Genomic DNA, 20215 nt, shown 5'->3' with positions numbered 1-20215 from the left:
GTTTAAACAACATCAAGTTGATCCTGCGCCGGTTTAAACTGCAAGTTGTACAGGCGGCTGTACAGCTCCCGCCTGGATAATAATTCATCATGCGTACCCGCTTCCACTAACCGCCCGTTATCCATTACGATGATACAATCGGCCCGCCGGATTGTTGACAATCGATGCGCAATGACAAATGTGGTCCGCCCTGCCATAAGTTTCTCCAGCGCGCTTTGGACCAGCTTTTCCGACTCGTTGTCCAAAGCCGCGGTTGCTTCGTCAAGCAGCAGTATAGGCGCATCCCGAAGCAGGGCGCGAGCAATCGCAATTCTCTGCTTTTGCCCGCCGGACAGCTTCACTCCCCGTTTAGCTAAAGGTGTATCTGAACCTTCAGGACGTGAAGGAATGAATTTGTCTGGTCTTCCATTGCCGATCTGCTTGCCTGAGTCTTGGACAGTCGTAAGGTATTTCGTGATCTCCATATATCCAAATAGCCGATCCTCAAATAATTATTGAAATAGTCAGAAATTTGTGGTAAATTAACTGCGAATAACCTGGTATGTGTGACTGGCGTAAACGTGGAGTACCACGAGGGAGCGCATATTATCATAGCCGTACGCCTGGGCAAAGTATTCGGTCACTAGACTGAATACTTTTATTATTTTGTAGGAGTAATGACACGAATCAGGCACGGTCATAAAAAACATAAGTTTTTATCATGTATTAGGATACTAACTATTTACTACCAAGAGCAAAAAAACGCCTTTAAGGTTTAGGAGGACACAACAATGATGCCAGATATTAAAAATTTAGCTGCTGTGGTTGAAAAATTTGAGCAATATGACATTGGGTACACATTAGGTGGTAGTGGTTTACTTCATAGCTTAGGTTTAACCAACAAGGTTCGTGACTGGGACGTTATGACTGAAGCACCCAAAGAGATAGTCCTGGAGATTTTGCAAAACTTCGAAGTAAAAGAAATAGTGAGTGGCGATTTTCCATATGCATCCAAGTATAAGTTATTGATACATAATAATAACCCCCAAGTGGAAATAATGGGGCGATTTGCAATATACAGCAGCAAAGGTCTTTGCATAATACCATCTATCCCAGTTTCCCGATGGAACGGTATTCAAGTTGGGAGCCCTGAAGCCTGGTATGTTGCTTATGCCCTAATGAACAGGAAAGAGAAGGCAGACTTGCTGCTTTCATATTTAAAGAAAGTAGGATCAAATAAAAGAATACTAAGAATATTGATGAATGAGCCGCTTCCTGATGAAATATTGGATGAAATCGAATCTCTAAATAATGGATAATTGCTCAGCTCTTCCAAATGGTAAATTTTATCAACGACCAGAAAGTTCAGAAGTTGAGTTTCATCAATGGGCAGCAGTTTCAAATGAGCAATTATCTGAGATGAGATGTCCTTATGCGAAACAAAGTATGTTTGTGTCTGAAATTCAAACCTAGTTTGTTTATGTCCCGAAACAGAGTATGTTTGTTTCATCTGACAAATAAGGTAAGCGGTCCGATCAGTCCGCAAACAATTGCCAACGGCCAGTAAATATAAAGTAAGTATACAAATGAAAAAATAGCCATTAACGGACTTCGGATGAGCATCATAAACGTATTACCCAAAGCTTGGCCAATGGCCTGATTATCGCTCGTAAGATGGGAAACGAGTTCTCCGGAATGCGACTGGTCGAAGCGGATTGACGGAAGGCGAAGCATGCGGTAAAAGGTCATTACTCTCAATTCGTTACGGATCGAATTAGCAACCTTTGATTTAAGATAAGAGTCAAAAAAGTTTACGGTAACTGATAACAGCAATATGCATAAGCCGACCACTATTAGTTGAAGGAATAACTGCTGCTCCTTAAGAACGGCGGCGTCCGTTGTTCTCATCAAGTACCATGCGAGACTAAGATCGAGAACGATACCAAGCGCCAGCACGATAAAGAGACCGATATATTGGAGCCATCTTTTTCTTATAAAGAAAAACAGCTTGCCGACTGTCGATTTTCCCTCAAAATATCGCCATACACTATCATCGAAAATGACTGAATCCGCTTTCATAATCGTCCCTCCAACAGAAGTATTATAAGATGTCAACATCTCTGAAGTTATCTTCGATGATTGCGCGCAAAATTTCGGAGACGGAGTAGTTGCCGTTTTGGCAGCGCCTATCGATCTCCGCCCAGCACTCTTTCGGTAATGTTAATGATATTTTGCGAGTGGTCCCTATTGCTTTACGGCCGGCGCCCGAACGATTCCCTCCTCTGGAGGATTGGGTATTTGCGTCAGTCATTTTGGGAAATCTCCTGTTAATTTATTTGTCGTAAATTTCACCTGAAACGATCTTTGCACATATGGATTTTTTCGTCAATTTTTGATACCAAAATCAAATCATGATGTTGACGAGCAAATAGTTGTGGAACTTTACAAATATTCCTTGACAAGAATATTCCTTATGATGTATATTAAATTCGACAAGAAAATGACCATAGTGAAGAAGGAGATGAGCTTATACCGAGTGACCGTCACTTAACGAGGTGAGCGACATGTCAGGGAAGAATCCGGGCTTGGACACGACGACGCTAAGCGCTTTGGCCGAACCGAATCGTATGGATATCGTCGAACTCTTGCGCGACGGTCCCCTGACTGTGGGGGAAATCGCCGACCGGCTGGGGCTTCGCCAGCCCCAAGCCTCGAAGCATTTGAAGGTGCTTAGCGACAACGGGATTTTGGAAGTGAAGGCCGAAGCCAACCGCCGGATCTACAAGCTCCGGCCCGAGCCCTTCCACGCGCTGGATTCTTGGGTGAAGTCCTTCCGGCTCGCCATCGAAGACAGATTCGACAATCTGGAAGATTACTTGCTGGACCTGCAGAACAAGGAAAAATCATAGGATAATTCAAAATAATGAGGAGGAATTACATATGTCTAACAACGCAATGGTTTCGAGAGTAGAGAATGATAATGTGCTGGTACTGGAGCGCGTTTTCGATGCGCCGCGCGATCTCGTGTTCAAGATGTTTAAGGAGCCCGAGCATCTCAAGCGCTGGTGGGGGCCGAGAGGCTGGGAGCTTCCGGTCTGCAGCATCGATTTCCGGCCGGGCGGCGTTTGGCACTACTGCATGAAGTGCGTCGATCAGAACCAAGGCCAATTTTACGGTATGGAATCTTGGGGCAAAGGGGTCTATAAGGAAATCGCCGAACCGGAGAAGATCGCTTACACCGATTACTTCTCGGACGCCGAAGGAAATGAAAACGAAGAATTTCCGTCGACCGAGGTCACACTGGAATTCATCGAACTGGGCGGCAAAACGAAGCTCGTGAACCGTGCGGAATATGTGTCGGCGGAAGCCGTCAAGACTGTCATGGACATGGGCATGCTGCAGGGCATCACCGAAACTTGGGACCGTCTGGAAGAGCATCTGAACGAGGTCAAGTAAGGAAATATGGGGGCGGCCGTCTGGCTTTGAGAGCCGGCGGCCGTTTTATTTTGTGGCGTTGTTTGAAAGCTATGGTCAATCCACTATCACCCATACCTTTGAAACGTTTGTAGGTGCGGCCGTCCGGACTCTGCCATTCTTCGAACGCTTGGACCGTCTGGGGCTTGTTGAAACCTTTGTCGTGCATGACTGACTGTTTACGCACTTAATTTGACAAATTTACGGATTCGCGAGCAAGAATTCATTTTCAGAAAATGCTTGCAACCAAAGAACGGCCGGACAACCCAAAATACCGAACATGTGTTTTTGCCGTTTGACCTCCCCGAAAAGCGACTGCTACGATAATACCACTTTATTTGCTGGGGGAATTTTCACATTGTTCAGGATACCGGGCTGGATCGTATTCTTTATCAGACAGCTGGTCCGCTCCAAAGGGGCGTTCCTGCTTATTACGCTGTTAACCGTGGCAGCCGCCGTATGCGGAGCTTCCGCACCTCTGTTGATCGGAAAAATGATTGATGCTATAGCGCTCCATGGTGGAGACGGCATGGCCCGGATTTCCGCCCTTCTGCTCGGAACCATGCTCCTGTCGGAGCTGTGTATAGCGGTTCGCATTTATGTATCATCAAAGACCATGGTCGCGCTGTCCTACGCGCTTACGGAAGAGACGTTGGCCTCCGCGCTTAACACCTCTTCCGGTTTCTTCACAAAGACGTCGCGAGGGGAACTCCTCCAGCGATGCACACAAGATACGAAGGTCATACAGAAATTCGGCTTATCTACTGTTCCGGCCTTCGCGCAAGAAGTGCTGCTGGCCTGCATAGCAATGACGGTAATAATCAGTTGGAATTGGCTGCTCGCGATCATCCTTCTATGTGCCTTCGTTATATTATTTATACCTGTCCATATCTACGGCCGGAAACGCGGAACAGTTCGGAAACAATTGGCCGTTCATGACGCCGCTCTCCGGCAAAGCTTGCTTGAGAAGCTGGAATCCGTGAAGCAGATCAAGCTGTTCGGGACCGAACGCAAGGAATTCGAAACCGTAACATCCGAGCAGAGCAAATGGGCCGATCTCAAATATCAGGACAGTATCGTCGACAGCCTGTATAGAACTTTCCCGCGTATTCCGGACTCGCTGGCGCCCGCTCTTGTTTTCATCTTCGCCGGGTGGCAGATGATCACCGGACAAGCTTCCATCGGACAACTGGTGACGATTATCGCCTTCATCCCGGCAGTAAACGCGCCGGTGCGTTCGTTCTTCGGACTGTACGTAAGCTTCGCCGATATCAAAGTGCGAATCGAAGGCATAATGGAATACCTCCGTTTGCCGGTTGAGCCGGGGAAGCGGAGCGGCCTGCGCAATCTGAACAATTACCGCGGACAGCCGATTACTTTCAACGGCGTACACTGTGCCGGAGAACGCGGTGAGGTTTTATACAACCTCAACTTTACGATCGAACCGGGGGAGCATATAGCGATCGTCGGACCGAGCGGAGCCGGAAAGAGCACGCTGCTCAAGCTCCTCCTCCGGCTTCAAGAGCCGACGGCGGGCGAAATCCTCATCGGAGGTGTTCCGATTCGGGAGTTGGATGCAACGAATCTTCGAAATCGGTTCGGTTATGTCATGCAGGAAAGCATTTCGTTCCGCGAGAGTTTGTACCGCATTCTGACATACCTTGGAGAAGCGGACCGCGAAACGCTCGATTTGTGGATGAAGGCGTTCGGAGCGGATGATATTGTGTCGCAGCTTCCGTCCGGTTACGACTCCAATATCGGATCCAATGGCGAACGGCTTTCCGGCGGGCAGCGGCAGCTGATCGGACTGGTGCGCACGATGGTGAAGCGGCCTGATCTGCTGCTGCTCGACGAAGCGACCGCCTCGCTGGATCAGAAGTCCGAGACACGCGTGCTTCAAGCTCTAAACGAGCACGCCCGGGGCATTACCCGGATTAGCGTCACACATCGCTTGCGAGGCGCCGCCTTGGCAGACCGCATTCTCGTATTAGAGCAAGGCGAACTCGTAGAGGAAGGCACTCACGAGGAGCTTCTTCGCAAGAAAGGCTTATATGCATTGCTTTGGCGGCAGGAGGATAATCATGCCGTTCAAGAGGTTGCAGCGGCCATTGAATCACCCTAAAGGAGACAATCCAGATGAACATGGGCACACTCCCGGCATCCGCTAAACGTCAAGTTTTTAAAGCTTATGTGAGAAAGCATTTTGCGCCGTATCGGCTCAACTTATTGCTGATCGTCATGAAAAATATTATCGGCAGCTTCCTCCATATGCTGCCTCCGTTCATGTCCAAATACGTGCTTGAGAGCGTGCTGCCGCAGCGGAATATGACTTTGCTTATAATCGTCTCGATTTGTATGGTTGCCGCTCCGATCACCGGAAGCATGATGATTGTTTTGGAAAATATGTGGGGACGGTTTATGCTTCGATTGTCCGCTGAGGGCCGGGCGGAGTTATATAACGGGCTGCAGCATCGGCCGCTCGAGTGGTTGCGTGAGACCAAAATCGGCGATCTGACGACACGCATGCTGGATGACACCCGATTTATTACGGATACGGTGAATGGACAAATCGGGTTTATGCTTTTTCACGTAGTGACGATTGTAGCGGGATCGATCATTTTGCTCGTTCTGCAGCCCGCGTTGGCTTGTGTTGTGCTAGCACTGTGGCTCGGACAAGCTTTATTGATGTCAAGACTAGGCGGACAGGTCAAGAAAAAGGCGGCGGACACGGCGCGGCATAACTCTATCGTTGCGGAAACTGTGAGAGAGCTTGTATCCGGAGCCGCCTTCATTAAGGCGGAAGGACTTGAGGCGAAAGCGCTGGGCCAGGTAAAAGAATGTCTGAGTAAGGAGTGGGAGCATACGCGCTACGGAGTTCTCGCGGATCACCGGGTTCGGCTCATTCATGCGGCTTTGAATGCAATTTCGCTCGTCTTGATGTACACGGCCGGAGGATGGTTCGTGCTGGGGGGATCCATGACCGTCGGTTCGCTGGTGGCCTTTGTCGCCGTCTATAACTGGCTGCGTCCTTTTGGAATTTCTCTTATCGAGAGGGCTTTATCCGCCATAAAACTATTGCCTTCGATAGATCGCATCGCGGAAATTTCGTTCCCAGCCGAGGTTAACGCGCACAAGGGTCTGGTCCCGGAGGGGCCGATCACCGTCGAGGCAACCGGGATCTCCTCCCGGCATGATAATCGGATTGTACTGGACAATATTGATCTTCGTCTTCCTCCCGGGTCCGTAGTGTCTCTCGTCGGACATCGCGGTTCGGGGAAATCGACTCTTGCGGACTTGCTGCTCGGACTGCGGAAGCCTGCTTCCGGAAGTATTAGCCTGAACGGCATTCCATTGACGGAGATCGATTCCGCATGGTTAAGGCGCCATATGCTGTGCGTTACACAGGATGTGATGCTGCGGAGCGGAACGATTCTGGATAATATCGTTTACGGATCCGAGAACGCCGGGCCTGAAGCTGTGCGGGAAGCTGTCCGCATCGCAGAGCTGGAGCATTGGATTTCACGGCTTCGCGACGGCTTGCATACGCGAGTCGGGGAACAGGCACTGCAAATATCCGGCGGTGAACGGCAGCGCATAAGTATCGCTCGCGCCTTGCTCAGAAACCCTGCGATTCTTATCTTGGACGAGGCCACCTCTTCGCTCGATCAGGGCACCGAACGAAGACTATTGGACCGGCTCGTTCGCGAGCGCAAAGGAACCACCTTTCTCTTCATCACGCATCGTCTGGAAGCGGCTCGCAGGTCGGATCAAATATTGGTATTGGACGAGGGGCGCATTGCAGACAGCGGAACTCACGCCGACTTACTAACGCGGCCCGGCATCTACCGGGAGTTATGGGAGGAACAATCCAGTCAAACACCCTCTCTGAAAAAGGCAGCAATAATTGACTGAAAATTCCGTGTGTGAAACAATATTTTTCGATGAGAATCACGCATAAAGACAAGTGAAGAAGATTCATGGGGGATAATGCAGGGGAGGACTTAGCATGAATGACGACTATAAAGATGCATTGGAGATTGTTGTTGCCGAATTGAAATCCATGCCTGAAGTAACATGCATCCTTTTCTTTGGCTCCGTACAACAAGGAGATTCAACGCCTTCTTCTGATATAGACTTATTTGCAATTGTTGAAGGCAATGAGTCATGGAATTATAGACGAATAGTTAAAGGTATAGAAGTGGAAGTATATTTCCTGCCTGAACAACTTTGCCGTACAAGTCTGGAAAATCGCAACTCAATATTTGTTAAAGCCTTCTCAACCGGCACGGCATTATTGGACTGGAACGGTAAAATATGTGAATTATCCGCACTAGCAAAACAACTTTACGATGCCGGACCGGTACCTCCAGATTCTCTGAAACAAAATAACTGGCGTATCCGGCTGTCGGATTTAATTCGTGACCTTGAAGGATCCCCGCCTGATTCCCCTGAATCCCGCATGCTTGCTTCGTCGCTTGTATCACTAAGCTTAGAAGCCTATTGCTATTTTCAGGGGCTTTGGTCTGAAAAGCAGTCGCGGCTCATTAAGCATATCTCTATTCACAACCCTGATTTGGGGCAAGAAGTCATCCGCTTTTATACGACACCCGCACCTCATCCAAATCAAGCAATATCTATTGCCGATTATGTGCTTGAACCGGTAGGCGGAAGATTACTTGAATATGACGGCCCACGTGTTTCGATATAGCATAACTTGAATACTACTCCCGACTGTTGATGGGGGTCTGGGGTCCCTATTTGAGATAAATGTTGCCTTTCCGTCCCAGGTACTGACAGCTCACTAATGGATGTCCTTCTTCTTAAATCTGCCGCCTTTTACGTCATGGATATTGCCGATGGCCAGGAATGCGGAAGAATCCCTATTCTCGACGATCGTCTTTAACTTTGCTTCTTCCAATCGGGTGATTACACAGAAGATGACCTTCTTCGCTCCCCCCGTGAAGCCGCCCTCGCCGTTCAAATACGTCACTCCGCGTCCTAAACGGTGCATAATGTCATCGCCGATCGTCTCGCTAAATTCGCTAATAATCCATACTGCCTTTGACTCGTCAAAGCCTTCGATCGTCACATCGATCATCTTGAACGCAATGAAGTATGCGATCAGCGAGTACATTGCCCGGTCCCAACCGAATACGAAACCTGCGCTTGCCAAAATAAAGATGTTGAAAAACATGACGATTTCTCCAACCGAAAATGCGGATTTCTTCGAGAATAAGATGGCGACGATTTCCGTTCCGTCGAGCGAGCCTCCCGAACGGATCACCATCCCCACACCGACTCCCAAAATAATTCCGCCGAAAACCGCCGCCAGCAACGGGTCGATGGTGATCGGCGGAACCGGGTGCAGCAGCCAAGTTCCGACCGACATGATTGCGACTGCATATAGGGTGGATATGGAGAATGTCTTACCGATTTGTTTATAACCCAAAAATAAAAACGGAAGGTTGAATAGCATCAAGTAGACCCCTAGCGGTACTTGACTAAGATGAGAAACCAAGATGGAGATGCCTACAATACCGCCGTCAATGATATGATTCGGCACGAGGAAAATTTCCAGTCCTACAGCCATGAAAGCAGCGCCAAGCGTTAAGAAAAAGATTCGTCTCAGCAGGGTTGCAGTCGATAACTTCGAATGTTCTTTCGGCGGTAATGGCAGATTCCCTAGTTCCACATTCATTGGACACTCTCTCCTTATTTACAATTTACGCATTGTACAGCACTTCCGCATCTTTTCGCTCCACCCTGCGCGGATAAGAGATATGCACCCCGCCCGACTTTAATTCCTCCACCAGCAGCCTTCGCATTTCTTTGCACGCTGTAAAATAGTGAACGTCTTTCACGAGAGCGACCGCCGTATATTTGGCTCCGAGGGCGTTATTTTCAACATCGGTGATTCCGTACAGCTGAGGCGGCTCGATGACCTCGCCCTTGTCGTCCAGAAGAAACAGATGCTTCATGTGCTGCACCATATATTGCGATACGGAATGGACAGCCCTCTCGACATCGGCGGGATCCGTCTCGTACGGCACGGTAACATTGACGATCGCTCTCATCTTTTCGCGGTTGTAGTTTTGGCTGATGCGGATTTCCGAGTTTTGAATGACAACGACATGCTGGGCCCACGTTCTGATTTTCGTTGCGCGAAGACCTACCGAAACGACCGTACCGTTGATTTCCCCGTTATTGATCGTGACGTAATCGCCCACGGAGAACTGATCTTCGAAGATGATGAAGAACCCGGTGATCAAGTCTTTCACTAAAGTTTGCGCTCCGAACCCGACGGCAAGACCGATGACGCCGGCGCCGGCGATGATCGGCCCGACCTCGACGCCCAAATTGCTAAGACACATAAGTAATGCAATGATAACGAAAACATATCTCGTGAACGATAACAATAAGGACTCTAACGTATCTCTCTGCTTCACATCCAGGCGAGTAATCAAAAATATACGCGATATTAAAATTTTACGCACTTTCAAAGCCAACCATGTTACAGCAATAATGGAGACTATGACTACTAGTTTATCAAAAATCGCGACACCATACTTTTGCCAAAACTCCCAGGTGAGAAAAGATACGGACTCCGTCCCTGTATTCCAAGGGAACATGCTCGCTTCCTCCTTTCGTAAACCGGCGAGAGACTAATGATTAGCATCTCGCCGCCGGTTGTTATCAGGCTTGGCCCGGCTGATTCGGCTTCGCTTTAAATTTAAACACTTTGTCCAACAGCTTGTATACCTGTTTGGATTCTTTGGCAAGGATCGGTCCGAGAATCGCCAAGATCAATACATACAAAGCGGCAAAAGGTTGAAGAATCGCCATCAGACCGCCCGCCTTTCCGAGGTTCGCCATAATGATGGAAAACTCCCCGCGGGATACAATCGTAAGCCCGATATTGGACGATGCCTTGTGGGACAAGCCGGCGCTCCGGCCCGCGAGCATCCCGGCAACGAAGTTTCCAATGAGTGTAATCACTACGGCGCACAGGGACAACCATACGGCATCCAGAAGCTGCAGTGGATCAATCGTCAGCCCGAAGCTGAAGAAGAAGATGGCGCCGAAGAAATCGCGGAACGGCAAGATGAGATGCTCGATCCGTTTCATGTGCTCCGTCTCGGCCAAAACCAAACCGACCAATAGTGCGCCGATCGCCTCAGCAACGTGAATCGTCTCGGAAAAACCGGCGACCAAGAACAGTCCTCCAAATACAACAAGGGAAAAAAGTTCGTTCGATCTAATGTTTAATGCCTTGTTTAATAAGGGTACCGCCTTCCGCCCCACGATCAATATCAGCAGCATAAAGCCTAATGCAATCAGCGCGGAAAGCATGACGCCTCCTAAGGAAGTCGAACCGGAGAGGACAATCCCGGAGAGGATCGAAATGTATACCGCTAAAAACACGTCTTCGAACATAATGATCCCGAGGATCATTTCCGTTTCCGGATTCGCGGAACGTTTCAGGTCGATTAACACCTTTGCGACAATAGCGCTCGACGAAATAGTGGTGATTCCCGCAATCACCAATGTTTCCTTAAGCGGAAAGCCCGCAGCAAATCCGAATATTAGCCCTAACGTAAAGTTGATTAATATATAAATGGTTCCGCCGACGGCGATGGAGCGGCCCGACTTAATCATCCGGCCAACGGAAAACTCGAGCCCCAGGTAGAAAAGTAGGAACAGTACCCCGATTCTCCCCATGAATTCGATTAAATCAGCACTTTCAATAAATCGAAAATCGAAGTGCCATATCTTCGGCGCATGCGGACCTACAACCATTCCCATCAAGATGTAGAAAGGGATGACCGAGAATCGCAGCTTCGACGATATCAAGCCGGCTATCGCGATCAACGCGACGGCGAGACCGATCTCCAGCACTACATGATCCATGCCGATCAGTCACCGCCATTCTGTAAAATCTCTTTTAGCCGCTTTAAGTTTCTGCGTTCTCCAGCGACAATAAGTGTAGATTCGGCGCTAATGATATGCTCGGGTCCCGGGTTGATCACTTTGGAGCTGTCTTTATTTACGATAGCAATAATGGAAGCTCCCGTCTTTTGGCGAACCTGCAGCTCGCCGATCGTTTTGCCGATCGATTTCGCGTGATGTTCGATCTTATACCACTCGATGATCAATTCATCCAAAGCGACTTCGATCGTTTCCAAAGCTTTCGGCTTATAGTTCATGCCGCCGATAATACCGGCCACTTGGCGCGCTTCGTCGTCATCCAACGTAATCATCGAGATGCTGTCGTCCGGATCGTCATGCTCGAAGTGGTACATCTCCCGCCTGCCGTCGTCATGTATAATCACGACAAATCTATCGCCGCTGCGGCTCTCCATTTGATACTTCTTCCCGATCCCCGGCAAATCCGTTTCTCTTATGTTCATGCAAATAATCCTCCATTGTTCTTGGGTTATATTCTTTACCTTACCTATTCAACATACGCACGTCAAAAAGGATTCGAGAGTTCCATGAACCGGCCTATATTACGCTTCCAGCCGCATGGACCTTTTCTTGAACTGAACCCATATTTGACTTGCAATGCAGATAGAGGAATACATCCCAATCAGCAGCCCGATCGCCATTGCGAAGGAAAACAGTCCGATGGACGGGCTTCCCCAAATTAGCAGGGCGATTGTCGCAAACAAAACCGTAATCCCGGTATTGACCGACCGGACTAACGTTTGATGAATGCTTCGGTTCACCAATTCGCTAAGATCGTCGAAGCTCTTGAGCTTCGCAAACCGCAAGTTCTCCCGGATACGGTCGAAGATTACGATCGTATCGTTGATGGAATACCCGATGATCGTCAAGATCGCCGCGATGAACGGCAAGTTGACTTCCAGTCGGAAAATCGAGAACAAGCTGATCACGAAGAAAGCGTTATGGACGAGCGCCAGAATCGCGGCAAGGGCAAAGCGCCACTCAAATCGAACCGTGACGTAAATCACGATTCCTATACTTGCCGCTCCGACTGCCATTAGCGCTTTATACGCCAACTCCCGCGCCATCGACGGATCTACCGTGTTTTCTTCGTAGGACACTTCATCGCCAAATTGCTGCTTGAAAGCACCGATCACAAGCTCCGTTTCATTCGCATCCGCACTAAGGATTTTGTCGAAACGCATACTGACGCGATCTTGATCGGCTCCTCCAATGGTAACGCTTGACGGCTCGAATCCGGCGCTTCGGACAATCTCTTCGGCCTGAGCTTTGCCTACCGGTTCGTTGACGGAAATATCCAAACTAGTGCCCGCTTTGAAATCGACACCCGGATTCATGCCTTGAATCAGCAAGCTTCCTGTGCCTATCGAGGTGACGAGAATTGAAATCGCAAAGAACACCTTGCGTTTCTGTACGAAGTTCCAACGCTGGAACACACGGTTCGCGGCCGGCGGCGCCTCGCGAATGTCGGCGATCTCCGTATCTTTAACCCCAAAATACCCCGGATTCCGAAACGCATTGGATTTGATCAGCAGCTGCAGCAACCATTGCGATAGAAACACATTCGTCAAAACACTTAATCCGATACTGAGCATCAAGGTAAGCGCAAAACCCTTAATGGCTCCTGTTCCGATGGAGAACAGCACAGCTGCCGCAATGACTGTAGTAAAATTCGAATCGATAATCGTCCGGATCGAATGCTTGGAGCCCGACCGCAAAGAGGACAATAAGCTCTTTCCCGTCCGGATTTCATCCTTCAGTCGTTCGTACGTAATAATGTTTGCGTCTACGGCCATGCCGATTCCAAGAATAAACGCGGCAATGCCGGGCAGCGTCAGCGTTGCCTGCAGCCAATAAAATACGAGCAGCAACGACCATGTATAAGTGATCAGCGTAAAGCCGGCAACAATCCCGGGTATGCGATAAAGAGCCACCATAAACAAGAGGATGAAGATGGAGGCGACGATCCCGGCTTGCATCGTTTGTTCCAAAGACTGCTGTCCGAGGGACGCTCCCACCGACTGCGTGTATATTTCGGTTAGTTTGAGCGGCAGCGCACCCAGATTAATGATATCGGCGAGCTCTTTCGCTTCTTCATAGCTGTAGGAACCGGAAATCGTCGCGCGCCCGTCCGTAAAGATGCCTTGAACGACAGGAGCCGATATCATCTGATCATCCAAATAAATGGCCAAAGGCTGATAAAGAAGCTCTTCTGAAACTTGCTTCAGCTTTTCTTTGTCCTTGACTTCGATTTGTATAATCGGCTGCTGGGTTTGACTGAACCCAACCTCGGCCGCTCCTTCGACAAAGTCGTTGCCTTGAAGCTTGATGGAGCCGTCCGGCCCTTTGAAAGTTAAAACCGCCGGCTTCTTCAGAAGCTCGCGGATGCTCGATTCATCCTCAACCCCTGCGATTCTTACACGAATCCGGTCCTCGCCCTCGGGCAATATTTCCGGTTCAGTCGTTCCTAACGCATCAATGCGTTGTTCCAGGCTTCTGGCAGTTTGACGCAACGAGTCCCCCGTTACTTGGCCGTCTTCCGATAAGGGCTCAGCCTTGTACAGAACTTCAAAACCGCCCTTAAGGTCAAGTCCCAAACGAACGCCCTTAACGATGTCCGGACTCGTCATCGCCATAAAGACGAACGAGACGGATACCGTCAGCAGGAATGCCATTATTCTTTTATTGAAATACAATGGAATGCCCCTTCCGCATGTGTATTAATTCATTATGCGTATGCGGCGGGACAGCCTAGAAATATGGAAGTGAACTTGATTGGCAACAGGAATTGTTTCATACGAAGCAAAAAGACGGCGGGATACTGCAGCCTCGATAGACGAATGACTCGGACGATCGTGGCAAGAGGAACAATGTAAAATATAAACTGAAGTATCGGCAGAGGGAGAAGCTTTTGAAGCGAAAGAACATTTTTAATGCCTACAACTTCTGACCCGGGATGTCTGATTTCCAACTTTTCCGTTGTTTCAAGAGCGTTTGCATCCTGCAACAACACCGGGGATAAAGATAGGAATAAGAAAATAATCAATCCCAGTACTGCTTTGAAGACGCGGAGTTTCGAGATATATAAGTTTGTCATCGCACTCCCCGCCTTCAATAAGTTTCCCTTATAAAGGTACCACAACCGCGCATATATACTCAAATGGAAACTTAGTAACTATTAAAGCGATGTTCATTAAAGCAACCATGACCTAAAATAGACAGATTTGTAATAAGGTCAATAGTTGATCCTATGGTTATCAATAAGCTCAATAATTGACCCTATATATCCGCAGCGATCCATTTTCCCGACTCTACACCTGTGACCACAGGGAAAATAAGGTCAAAAGTTGACCCTACGTTTCTTAATAAGCTCAATAATTGACCCTATACATCCGCAGCGCTCCTTTTTTACAAACTCTACACCAGTGACCCCGGGGAAAATAAGGTCAAAAGTTGACCCTATGTCTATTAATAAGCTCAATAATTGACTCTATTTACTCAAACCAGGGATTACCCCGTAAAAAAAACAGCACCTCACACGGAAGGGACGCGTGCGACATGTTCAATCTAATCGCCAACGAGCACCGACCCGGTCTCAAGCAACGTCTTCATGCCCGAAAGCACAATCGGCAAACCGTTCTCAAGAATTTTCGCGGTGTTTGCAGCCTGTTCGAATTCATCGTGCACGACGGTTACGAGGGTCACACCTTGAAACTCGTCGTGAGATGCGATCTCCCATGTAATGCGCGACGTGGTGTCGCTCTCCGTGCCCGGAAGCGAGTGGAAGCGCCAGCTCATCACCAGCTTGTTCGGAGGGTCGATGTCGAGAATAATCCCTTCCGCTTTCTTCTTTTCCCCGCTCCAAAGCTCGAACGGAGCTCCGGCTTCCCAGGTGGACCGGATGGCGCAATTGAACCAAAACTTCGACGTCTTGGCCGGATCCGTCAAGGCTTGCCACACTTGTTCGGGTTTAGTTTTAATGGCAATCCGGTTTACATTCCGGGGTTTGTTTTCCATCTTCGTTTCACGCTCCAATTCATTTTGCAAGGATGTTAATCCGATCGCCCACGGTTCGGCGTACTTGCTCACCCATCGGTCGTATATTTGACGAATGGGTACCGCGTTCAAATAATGCAGCTTTTCCCGGCCAATTTTTCTCGTGGAAATGAGCCCGGCTTCCTCCAGTATATTCAGATGCTTCATGACACCGAATCTCGACATGTCGAGCGGAGCGCACAAATCGTTCAGCGTTCGCCCGTCCGATGCGTGAAGCAGATCCAACAGCTTGCGGCGGCTCGGATCCGCGAGCGCCTTAAATATTTCATTGTCCAACTGAAACACCTCCTTCTGCGCAACCCAAATAAAAAAATTGTTTTAAACCGCTTGACGTGTGACTGTATGGTAACGTATTATGAGATTAACATAAGTGACAATATAGTAACATGTTAACACAAACGGTTTCGTTTGTCAGCCGGCGGCATACAGAACCGTCCATCCACAACCATCCATAATAAGTACGAAAGGTGATGTTGAGTATGAAAATAACATTGATCGCGGGCAGCAACCGCGCAAACGCAACGAGCACGCAGCTTCTCAAGTACATCGAAAACCTTTTAGAAGCCCAGCACATTTCGGTCGCATTTGTCGATTTATCGGAGCTGCCGCTGCCGCTTTTTTCACCCGATAACTGGGATTTTCATCCGAACGTCCAACGTGTATTGGAAGCAATCGCAGACGGTGACGGTTTGATCCTTGCTACTCCGGAATACCATGGTTCCATATCCGGAGCTCTTAAAAATGCCCTGGACTATATAACTGCAGGCCAGGTTGCGGGTAAGACGGTGCTTTCCGTAAGCTCCGCAGGCGGTCCGCTCGGAGTAAGCTCTCTCTCTCACCTGCAGACGATTGTGCGTAATTTGCATGGGATTAACTGTCCGGAGTGGATTTCGATCGGATATGGATCCAATACATTCGATCCCGACGGCGCTCCGTTAGACGAGGGGATGAGAAAAAGGGTTCGAGATGCAGTCGACGGTTTCGTGGAGCTGACCCGGAAGCTTACCGCAACAACCGCGGCAGCAAACTAACAGATCAAGTCTCTTTTTTTTATCATCATGTTACTTAACAGTAACGTATATCCGAAGGAGGTGTTTCATCTTGGAAATGAATGAACAGAAGCAAGCTGACGGCAATTGGATGGGTTCTTGGTTCGCAAGCCAAACGTATTATGACGGAAAATTTGCGAAAGACCGATTCGAGGATCAAACCATTCGAATGGTTGTACATCCGCATGCCTACGGTTCCAAGATCCGATTAAAGTTTTCCAATCTTTACGGTTCTGAGCATGTGATTTTCGGCAAAGTGTCCGCAGCTTTATCCGCGATAGACGGGCGAACCGTTCCCGGAACGAGCCGGCATGTAACCTTGAACGGTCAATCAACCGTCGCCATTCCTGCGGGAGAAGCAATCTATACCGATCCTGTCGACCTTGAAGTTAATGAACAATCTGACGTTGCGATTAGCGTTTACGTTCCTGAATCGACTCGAGCCTCTACATGGCATTTTTCCCCTCCTCAATCCACTTATGTTTCCGAGGGGAACCGTACGGACGACAGCGGCGCGGATTTTTTTCGCAAAAAGATTCATTCCTATTATTGGTTATCGGGCATCCCCAACAACTGCTTGCCGCCTATGATTTCGGCGATCATCTTCATCCTAGCGATGAGGGCTTCAAAGCATTAGCCGATTGTATCCCATTGTCCCTGTTCATAGATAAAATCTAAATTGGTTTGCCCAAGTATAACCGGTTTAAACAAAACAATTTAAAAGGAGATGTCCAGCTATGAATACGTTAGAACAGAAAAATGTAGAGACGGTGACCGCGTTTATCGAGGACATTGCGAATCAAAGCATTTTGGAGAAGACCGATCAATTCTTTGCCACGCAAATCGCGCAGGCGTTTACGGATCGGCATTATACGCTGGATGAAATCCTAGTCCAAGGAGAGAAGGTCATCGCAAGAATTTTCATGACGGGTACGCATACGGGCAATTTTGCTGGAAATGCAGCTACGAACAAAGCGGTCAAGGTCACGCAGTTCCGGGAATTCCGCGTCGTCGAAGGAAAGATCACCGAACATCGCGGCTGGTTCGACACGGCGACGCTTTTGCCGCAAATTCAAGCCAAGTAACCAACAAACAATAAAGGAGATGTAATTAGCTATGAAAACATTGGAAGAGAACAATATTGAAACGGTAACCGCGTTTATTGAGGCTTTTTGGAATAATAGCGAATTGGAATGCGTGGATCGCTTTCTGTCGGACGATTATCAAGAGCTCGCTTATCAATCTAAGGAGGGTCTGAAACTATTTGCCGGGAACATTTTGGCGGCATTTCCCGATAAACGTTACACAGTGGAAGAGATCATCGGCCAAGGAGACAAGGTGCTCGTGAGAATGACCGTGAAAGGCACGCATCAAGGCATGTTCTTTGGGACTGCGCCGACGGGCAATACGATTGATGTCACACTTTACCGACAATATCGTGTCGTCGACGGCAAGATTGCGGAACACCGCGGTTGGATCGATATGGTCACCATGTGGCGCCAAATTCGAGGCAATTAATTCCTGAACTCAAAGGGCTATTCCGTATGTCAATTGACTTACGGTTAGCCCCTTTGAATTAATGCGACACCCAATCGCCATCCTTATGACTGCATCGGGGGAAACCAATGTATGTATCGGCACAGGCATTGCAACAAGCGGGTTTCGTCTATCGTCCCGAGAGTCATTGAGGCCCCTCTGTTTGTGTTTCTCGGAATTTACTTGCCTGAATATACTCCTTCCTTATAAGTCAGCGTGTATACCATTCCGGCATCGGTTAAAACCGCGTTATTCACATTATCCTTCATTAAGGAAACAATGCGACCGTCCGCATCAGCCTTAAACACCCCCGGTTCATATCCGTTGGATATAAAATAAACGCCGGCTTCCCCCACATAGAACGAATTGATCGAATTACCGCCCAGCTTAACTTCCTGCTTATTCGCGATATTATACCGATACAACTGTCCTAAATTGGAAGAGGTGCCGCTTACATTCGCCGTGTAGTAAACATTTCCGCCATGGAATTGAGCATGCAGCACATTTCTTTCAACCAGAACCTGATTGTTTCCTCCATCCAAATCCACCCGGTGCAAGTAACCCGAGCTCGAATCGATATAATAAATTTGGTTATCGACCATCCAGAAATCTTTGGCCGGAGAAGTCAGCTTGACCTGCGTCCGATCCGCAAGATTGATTTTGTACACGGAGCTTTTATCCTCAGGATCGCTTTCTTTATACCCTAACGTGTAGAGGTAACCGTCTTTGATGTACAATGCTTCGCTCACTCCGTAACTAACTCCGCCATTTTCAGTGAATGTGCGGCTAACCCCATACGCAAAGCTGTCTTCTCCGATCATCGTATCTTTCCCTGATGTGTTGTCGACCAGGAATAAGTTATTAGCAGGACCGCTCATGAACCTGAAGTCCGTAAAGTAAATATTGTCCCGGTCCTTCGCAAACTTGATGAGACTCTTTGCCGACAGTACCTTCTTGAGAGCACCGTTTTCAACCTTGTATAACGTCTCGCCACCCATTGTTAAATCGCCGGTGTGCAGGTTGATATACAGCTCGTTATCGATTTCCATAATGTCATCCAACCATCCGTCTGCCGGTTTCCACTCTGTAATCGTACAAATTTTCCTGGATTTAGTCTCGGCAAAGCTGAATGCATAAAGTTCGCTTATGTTATTCACAATTGAAACGTAATAAAGCTCATCGCCAATGACCTTTGCGGAGTGAAGCAGCGGCTTCCCCGACACTTGTACTTTAACTTCCTTCTTCCCGTCTTCTTTCCTATAGAGCTCCTCTATTACTTCTCTATCCGTATAAACGCTCTTGACGTAATAAACGGAATTACCGTATTTCGCAATTGGGTTTGCCGCTTTCTCATAGTCAATCCGTTTGCGGGTGTCTGTCAGCTCTTTTTTGATTTTATCCTTGATGGCCAATGTCTGCGGATGCTGTAAATCTACGGACTCGTCACCGATTAGAATCAATCCGTCCAACCAATCGATTTTTTTCTCCAAAGCTAATGCCGCACTTCTCAGTGGCAGTACGATTCGGCCGTTTATTTGCTGCGGCGGCACATCCAAAGCAACGGGCTGCTTGTTGACCAGCATCGTTTTGCTGTTAACGGTAAATTTGATTGTCTTATGTAATGCTTGGCTCGTTAAGAGCACTTCATCCGGCTTCTGCTGGTTCCAGCTCACATCCCAATAGTTAGTACCAACCTGAGCTGCGAGATAACCCATTAACCGGATCGGGACCAAGACGCGCCCGTTTCTGTCATACATCCGATAACCTTCGTAAACATCGGACTTTTGCCCGTTTACAAATGCCTTACCCTGAAAGTCGTACGGAACGATCACCATCCGGTCGAACACTTCGTTTAGCGGCTTCTTTCCCACGTCAGCAGCATAGGTTGAAGGAATTGCATAAACGAAACATATTGCTAGCAGCAAAAAAACTATTAACTTTCTCATGAAAAAGGTCTCCTCTCTCCCACTCACGCATCTCCATTTACTTACAGAAGATTAGACGATACTTATTACGAATAAGTTACGGCACGCCATTTAACAGTCATATTGGGCAGCGGCAATCGTTACTTCCAGAACATTGAAACTCGTCGGGACATGAAACGCGAACAGCGGCTGCCTAAGACGCATAATAAGTCTTAGACTGCCGCTGTTTTA

At 48.3% G+C, this 20215-nt stretch carries 19 protein-coding genes, 1 pseudogene and 1 riboswitch; of the genes and pseudogenes, 10 read left to right on the top strand and 10 right to left on the bottom strand.

Annotated features, from left to right (window positions below; genetic code table 11):
* Window positions 1-2 precede the first annotated feature (2 nt).
* Window positions 3-395: pseudogene (locus tag JET16_RS07005) on the bottom strand (ATP-binding cassette domain-containing protein); the annotation flags it as partial.
* Window positions 396-535: 140 nt separating this feature from the next.
* Window positions 536-615, top strand: a riboswitch (ZMP/ZTP riboswitch).
* Between the two features lie 155 nt (window positions 616-770).
* On the opposite strand from JET16_RS07005, the gene JET16_RS07000 reads away from it, so the two are divergent.
* Window positions 771-1298, top strand: a complete 528-nt coding sequence (locus JET16_RS07000) for a hypothetical protein (protein ID WP_199615106.1) — start codon at window positions 771-773, stop codon at window positions 1296-1298.
* A 187-nt stretch (window positions 1299-1485) separates the two neighbouring features.
* On the opposite strand, the gene JET16_RS06995 is transcribed toward JET16_RS07000, so the two are convergent.
* Window positions 1486-2058 (bottom strand): ABC transporter transmembrane domain-containing protein, encoded by a 573-nt coding sequence (locus JET16_RS06995; protein WP_199615105.1) that lies wholly within the window; start codon window positions 2056-2058, stop codon window positions 1486-1488.
* A 485-nt stretch (window positions 2059-2543) separates the two neighbouring features.
* On the opposite strand from JET16_RS06995, the gene JET16_RS06990 reads away from it, so the two are divergent.
* From JET16_RS06990 to JET16_RS06970, 5 genes are all read left to right on the top strand, one after another.
* Window positions 2544-2888, top strand: coding sequence for an ArsR/SmtB family transcription factor (locus JET16_RS06990; protein WP_199615104.1), 345 nt, complete (start codon window positions 2544-2546; stop codon window positions 2886-2888).
* A gap of 31 nt (window positions 2889-2919) precedes the next feature.
* Window positions 2920-3435 (top strand): SRPBCC domain-containing protein, encoded by a 516-nt coding sequence (locus JET16_RS06985; protein ID WP_199615103.1) that lies wholly within the window; start codon window positions 2920-2922, stop codon window positions 3433-3435.
* A gap of 376 nt (window positions 3436-3811) precedes the next feature.
* Window positions 3812-5575 (top strand): ABC transporter ATP-binding protein, encoded by a 1764-nt coding sequence (locus JET16_RS06980; protein ID WP_199615102.1) that lies wholly within the window; start codon window positions 3812-3814, stop codon window positions 5573-5575.
* A gap of 14 nt (window positions 5576-5589) precedes the next feature.
* Window positions 5590-7365, top strand: coding sequence for an ABC transporter ATP-binding protein (locus JET16_RS06975; RefSeq protein ID WP_199615101.1), 1776 nt, complete (start codon window positions 5590-5592; stop codon window positions 7363-7365).
* 94 nt (window positions 7366-7459) lie between these two features.
* Complete coding sequence (locus JET16_RS06970) at window positions 7460-8161, top strand: nucleotidyltransferase domain-containing protein (protein ID WP_199615100.1); 702 nt, start codon at window positions 7460-7462, stop codon at window positions 8159-8161.
* A 93-nt stretch (window positions 8162-8254) separates the two neighbouring features.
* Here the strand turns inward: JET16_RS06970 and JET16_RS06965 are convergent, their stop codons facing one another.
* The 7 genes from JET16_RS06965 to JET16_RS06935 form a co-directional block, all read right to left on the bottom strand.
* Complete coding sequence (locus JET16_RS06965; protein ID WP_199615099.1) at window positions 8255-9151, bottom strand: YitT family protein; 897 nt, start codon at window positions 9149-9151, stop codon at window positions 8255-8257.
* Window positions 9152-9176: 25 nt separating this feature from the next.
* Complete coding sequence (locus JET16_RS06960) at window positions 9177-10082, bottom strand: mechanosensitive ion channel family protein (protein WP_199615098.1); 906 nt, start codon at window positions 10080-10082, stop codon at window positions 9177-9179.
* 64 nt (window positions 10083-10146) lie between these two features.
* A complete protein-coding gene (locus JET16_RS06955; RefSeq protein WP_199615097.1) occupies window positions 10147-11361 on the bottom strand; it encodes a cation:proton antiporter in 1215 nt (404 codons plus the stop codon).
* Between the two features lie 5 nt (window positions 11362-11366).
* A complete protein-coding gene (locus tag JET16_RS06950; RefSeq protein ID WP_199615096.1) occupies window positions 11367-11861 on the bottom strand; it encodes a cation:proton antiporter regulatory subunit in 495 nt (164 codons plus the stop codon).
* 99 nt (window positions 11862-11960) lie between these two features.
* Window positions 11961-14114, bottom strand: coding sequence for a protein translocase subunit SecD (gene secD / locus JET16_RS06945; RefSeq protein WP_233531190.1), 2154 nt, complete (start codon window positions 14112-14114; stop codon window positions 11961-11963).
* A gap of 32 nt (window positions 14115-14146) precedes the next feature.
* Window positions 14147-14515, bottom strand: a complete 369-nt coding sequence (locus JET16_RS06940; protein ID WP_199615095.1) for a hypothetical protein — start codon at window positions 14513-14515, stop codon at window positions 14147-14149.
* A 470-nt stretch (window positions 14516-14985) separates the two neighbouring features.
* Window positions 14986-15750, bottom strand: a complete 765-nt coding sequence (locus JET16_RS06935) for an ArsR/SmtB family transcription factor (RefSeq protein WP_199615094.1) — start codon at window positions 15748-15750, stop codon at window positions 14986-14988.
* A gap of 203 nt (window positions 15751-15953) precedes the next feature.
* Between JET16_RS06935 and JET16_RS06930 the strand changes: the two genes are divergently transcribed.
* The 4 genes from JET16_RS06930 to JET16_RS06915 all read left to right on the top strand — a co-directional run bounded on the left by JET16_RS06930 (window position 15954) and on the right by JET16_RS06915 (window position 18041).
* Window positions 15954-16505: an NADPH-dependent FMN reductase gene (locus JET16_RS06930; protein ID WP_199615093.1), complete on the top strand. Its 552-nt coding sequence runs from the start codon at window positions 15954-15956 to the stop codon at window positions 16503-16505.
* A 70-nt stretch (window positions 16506-16575) separates the two neighbouring features.
* Entirely contained in the window at window positions 16576-17160 is a 585-nt protein-coding gene (locus JET16_RS06925) for a hypothetical protein (protein ID WP_199615092.1), read from the top strand.
* A 100-nt stretch (window positions 17161-17260) separates the two neighbouring features.
* Window positions 17261-17608 (top strand): ester cyclase, encoded by a 348-nt coding sequence (locus tag JET16_RS06920; protein ID WP_199615091.1) that lies wholly within the window; start codon window positions 17261-17263, stop codon window positions 17606-17608.
* Between the two features lie 31 nt (window positions 17609-17639).
* Window positions 17640-18041, top strand: coding sequence for an ester cyclase (locus JET16_RS06915; RefSeq protein WP_199615090.1), 402 nt, complete (start codon window positions 17640-17642; stop codon window positions 18039-18041).
* 197 nt (window positions 18042-18238) lie between these two features.
* Here the strand turns inward: JET16_RS06915 and JET16_RS06910 are convergent, their stop codons facing one another.
* Entirely contained in the window at window positions 18239-20005 is a 1767-nt protein-coding gene (locus tag JET16_RS06910; protein WP_199615089.1) for a DUF5050 domain-containing protein, read from the bottom strand.
* Window positions 20006-20215: the final 210 nt, after the last annotated feature.

The organism is Paenibacillus alkalitolerans (assembly GCF_016482785.1).
GTDB lineage: Bacteria > Bacillota > Bacilli > Paenibacillales > YIM-B00363 > Paenibacillus_AE > Paenibacillus_AE alkalitolerans.
The sequence above is the reverse complement of the archived record's forward strand: the minus strand, read 5'-3'. Positions and strand labels throughout refer to the sequence as shown.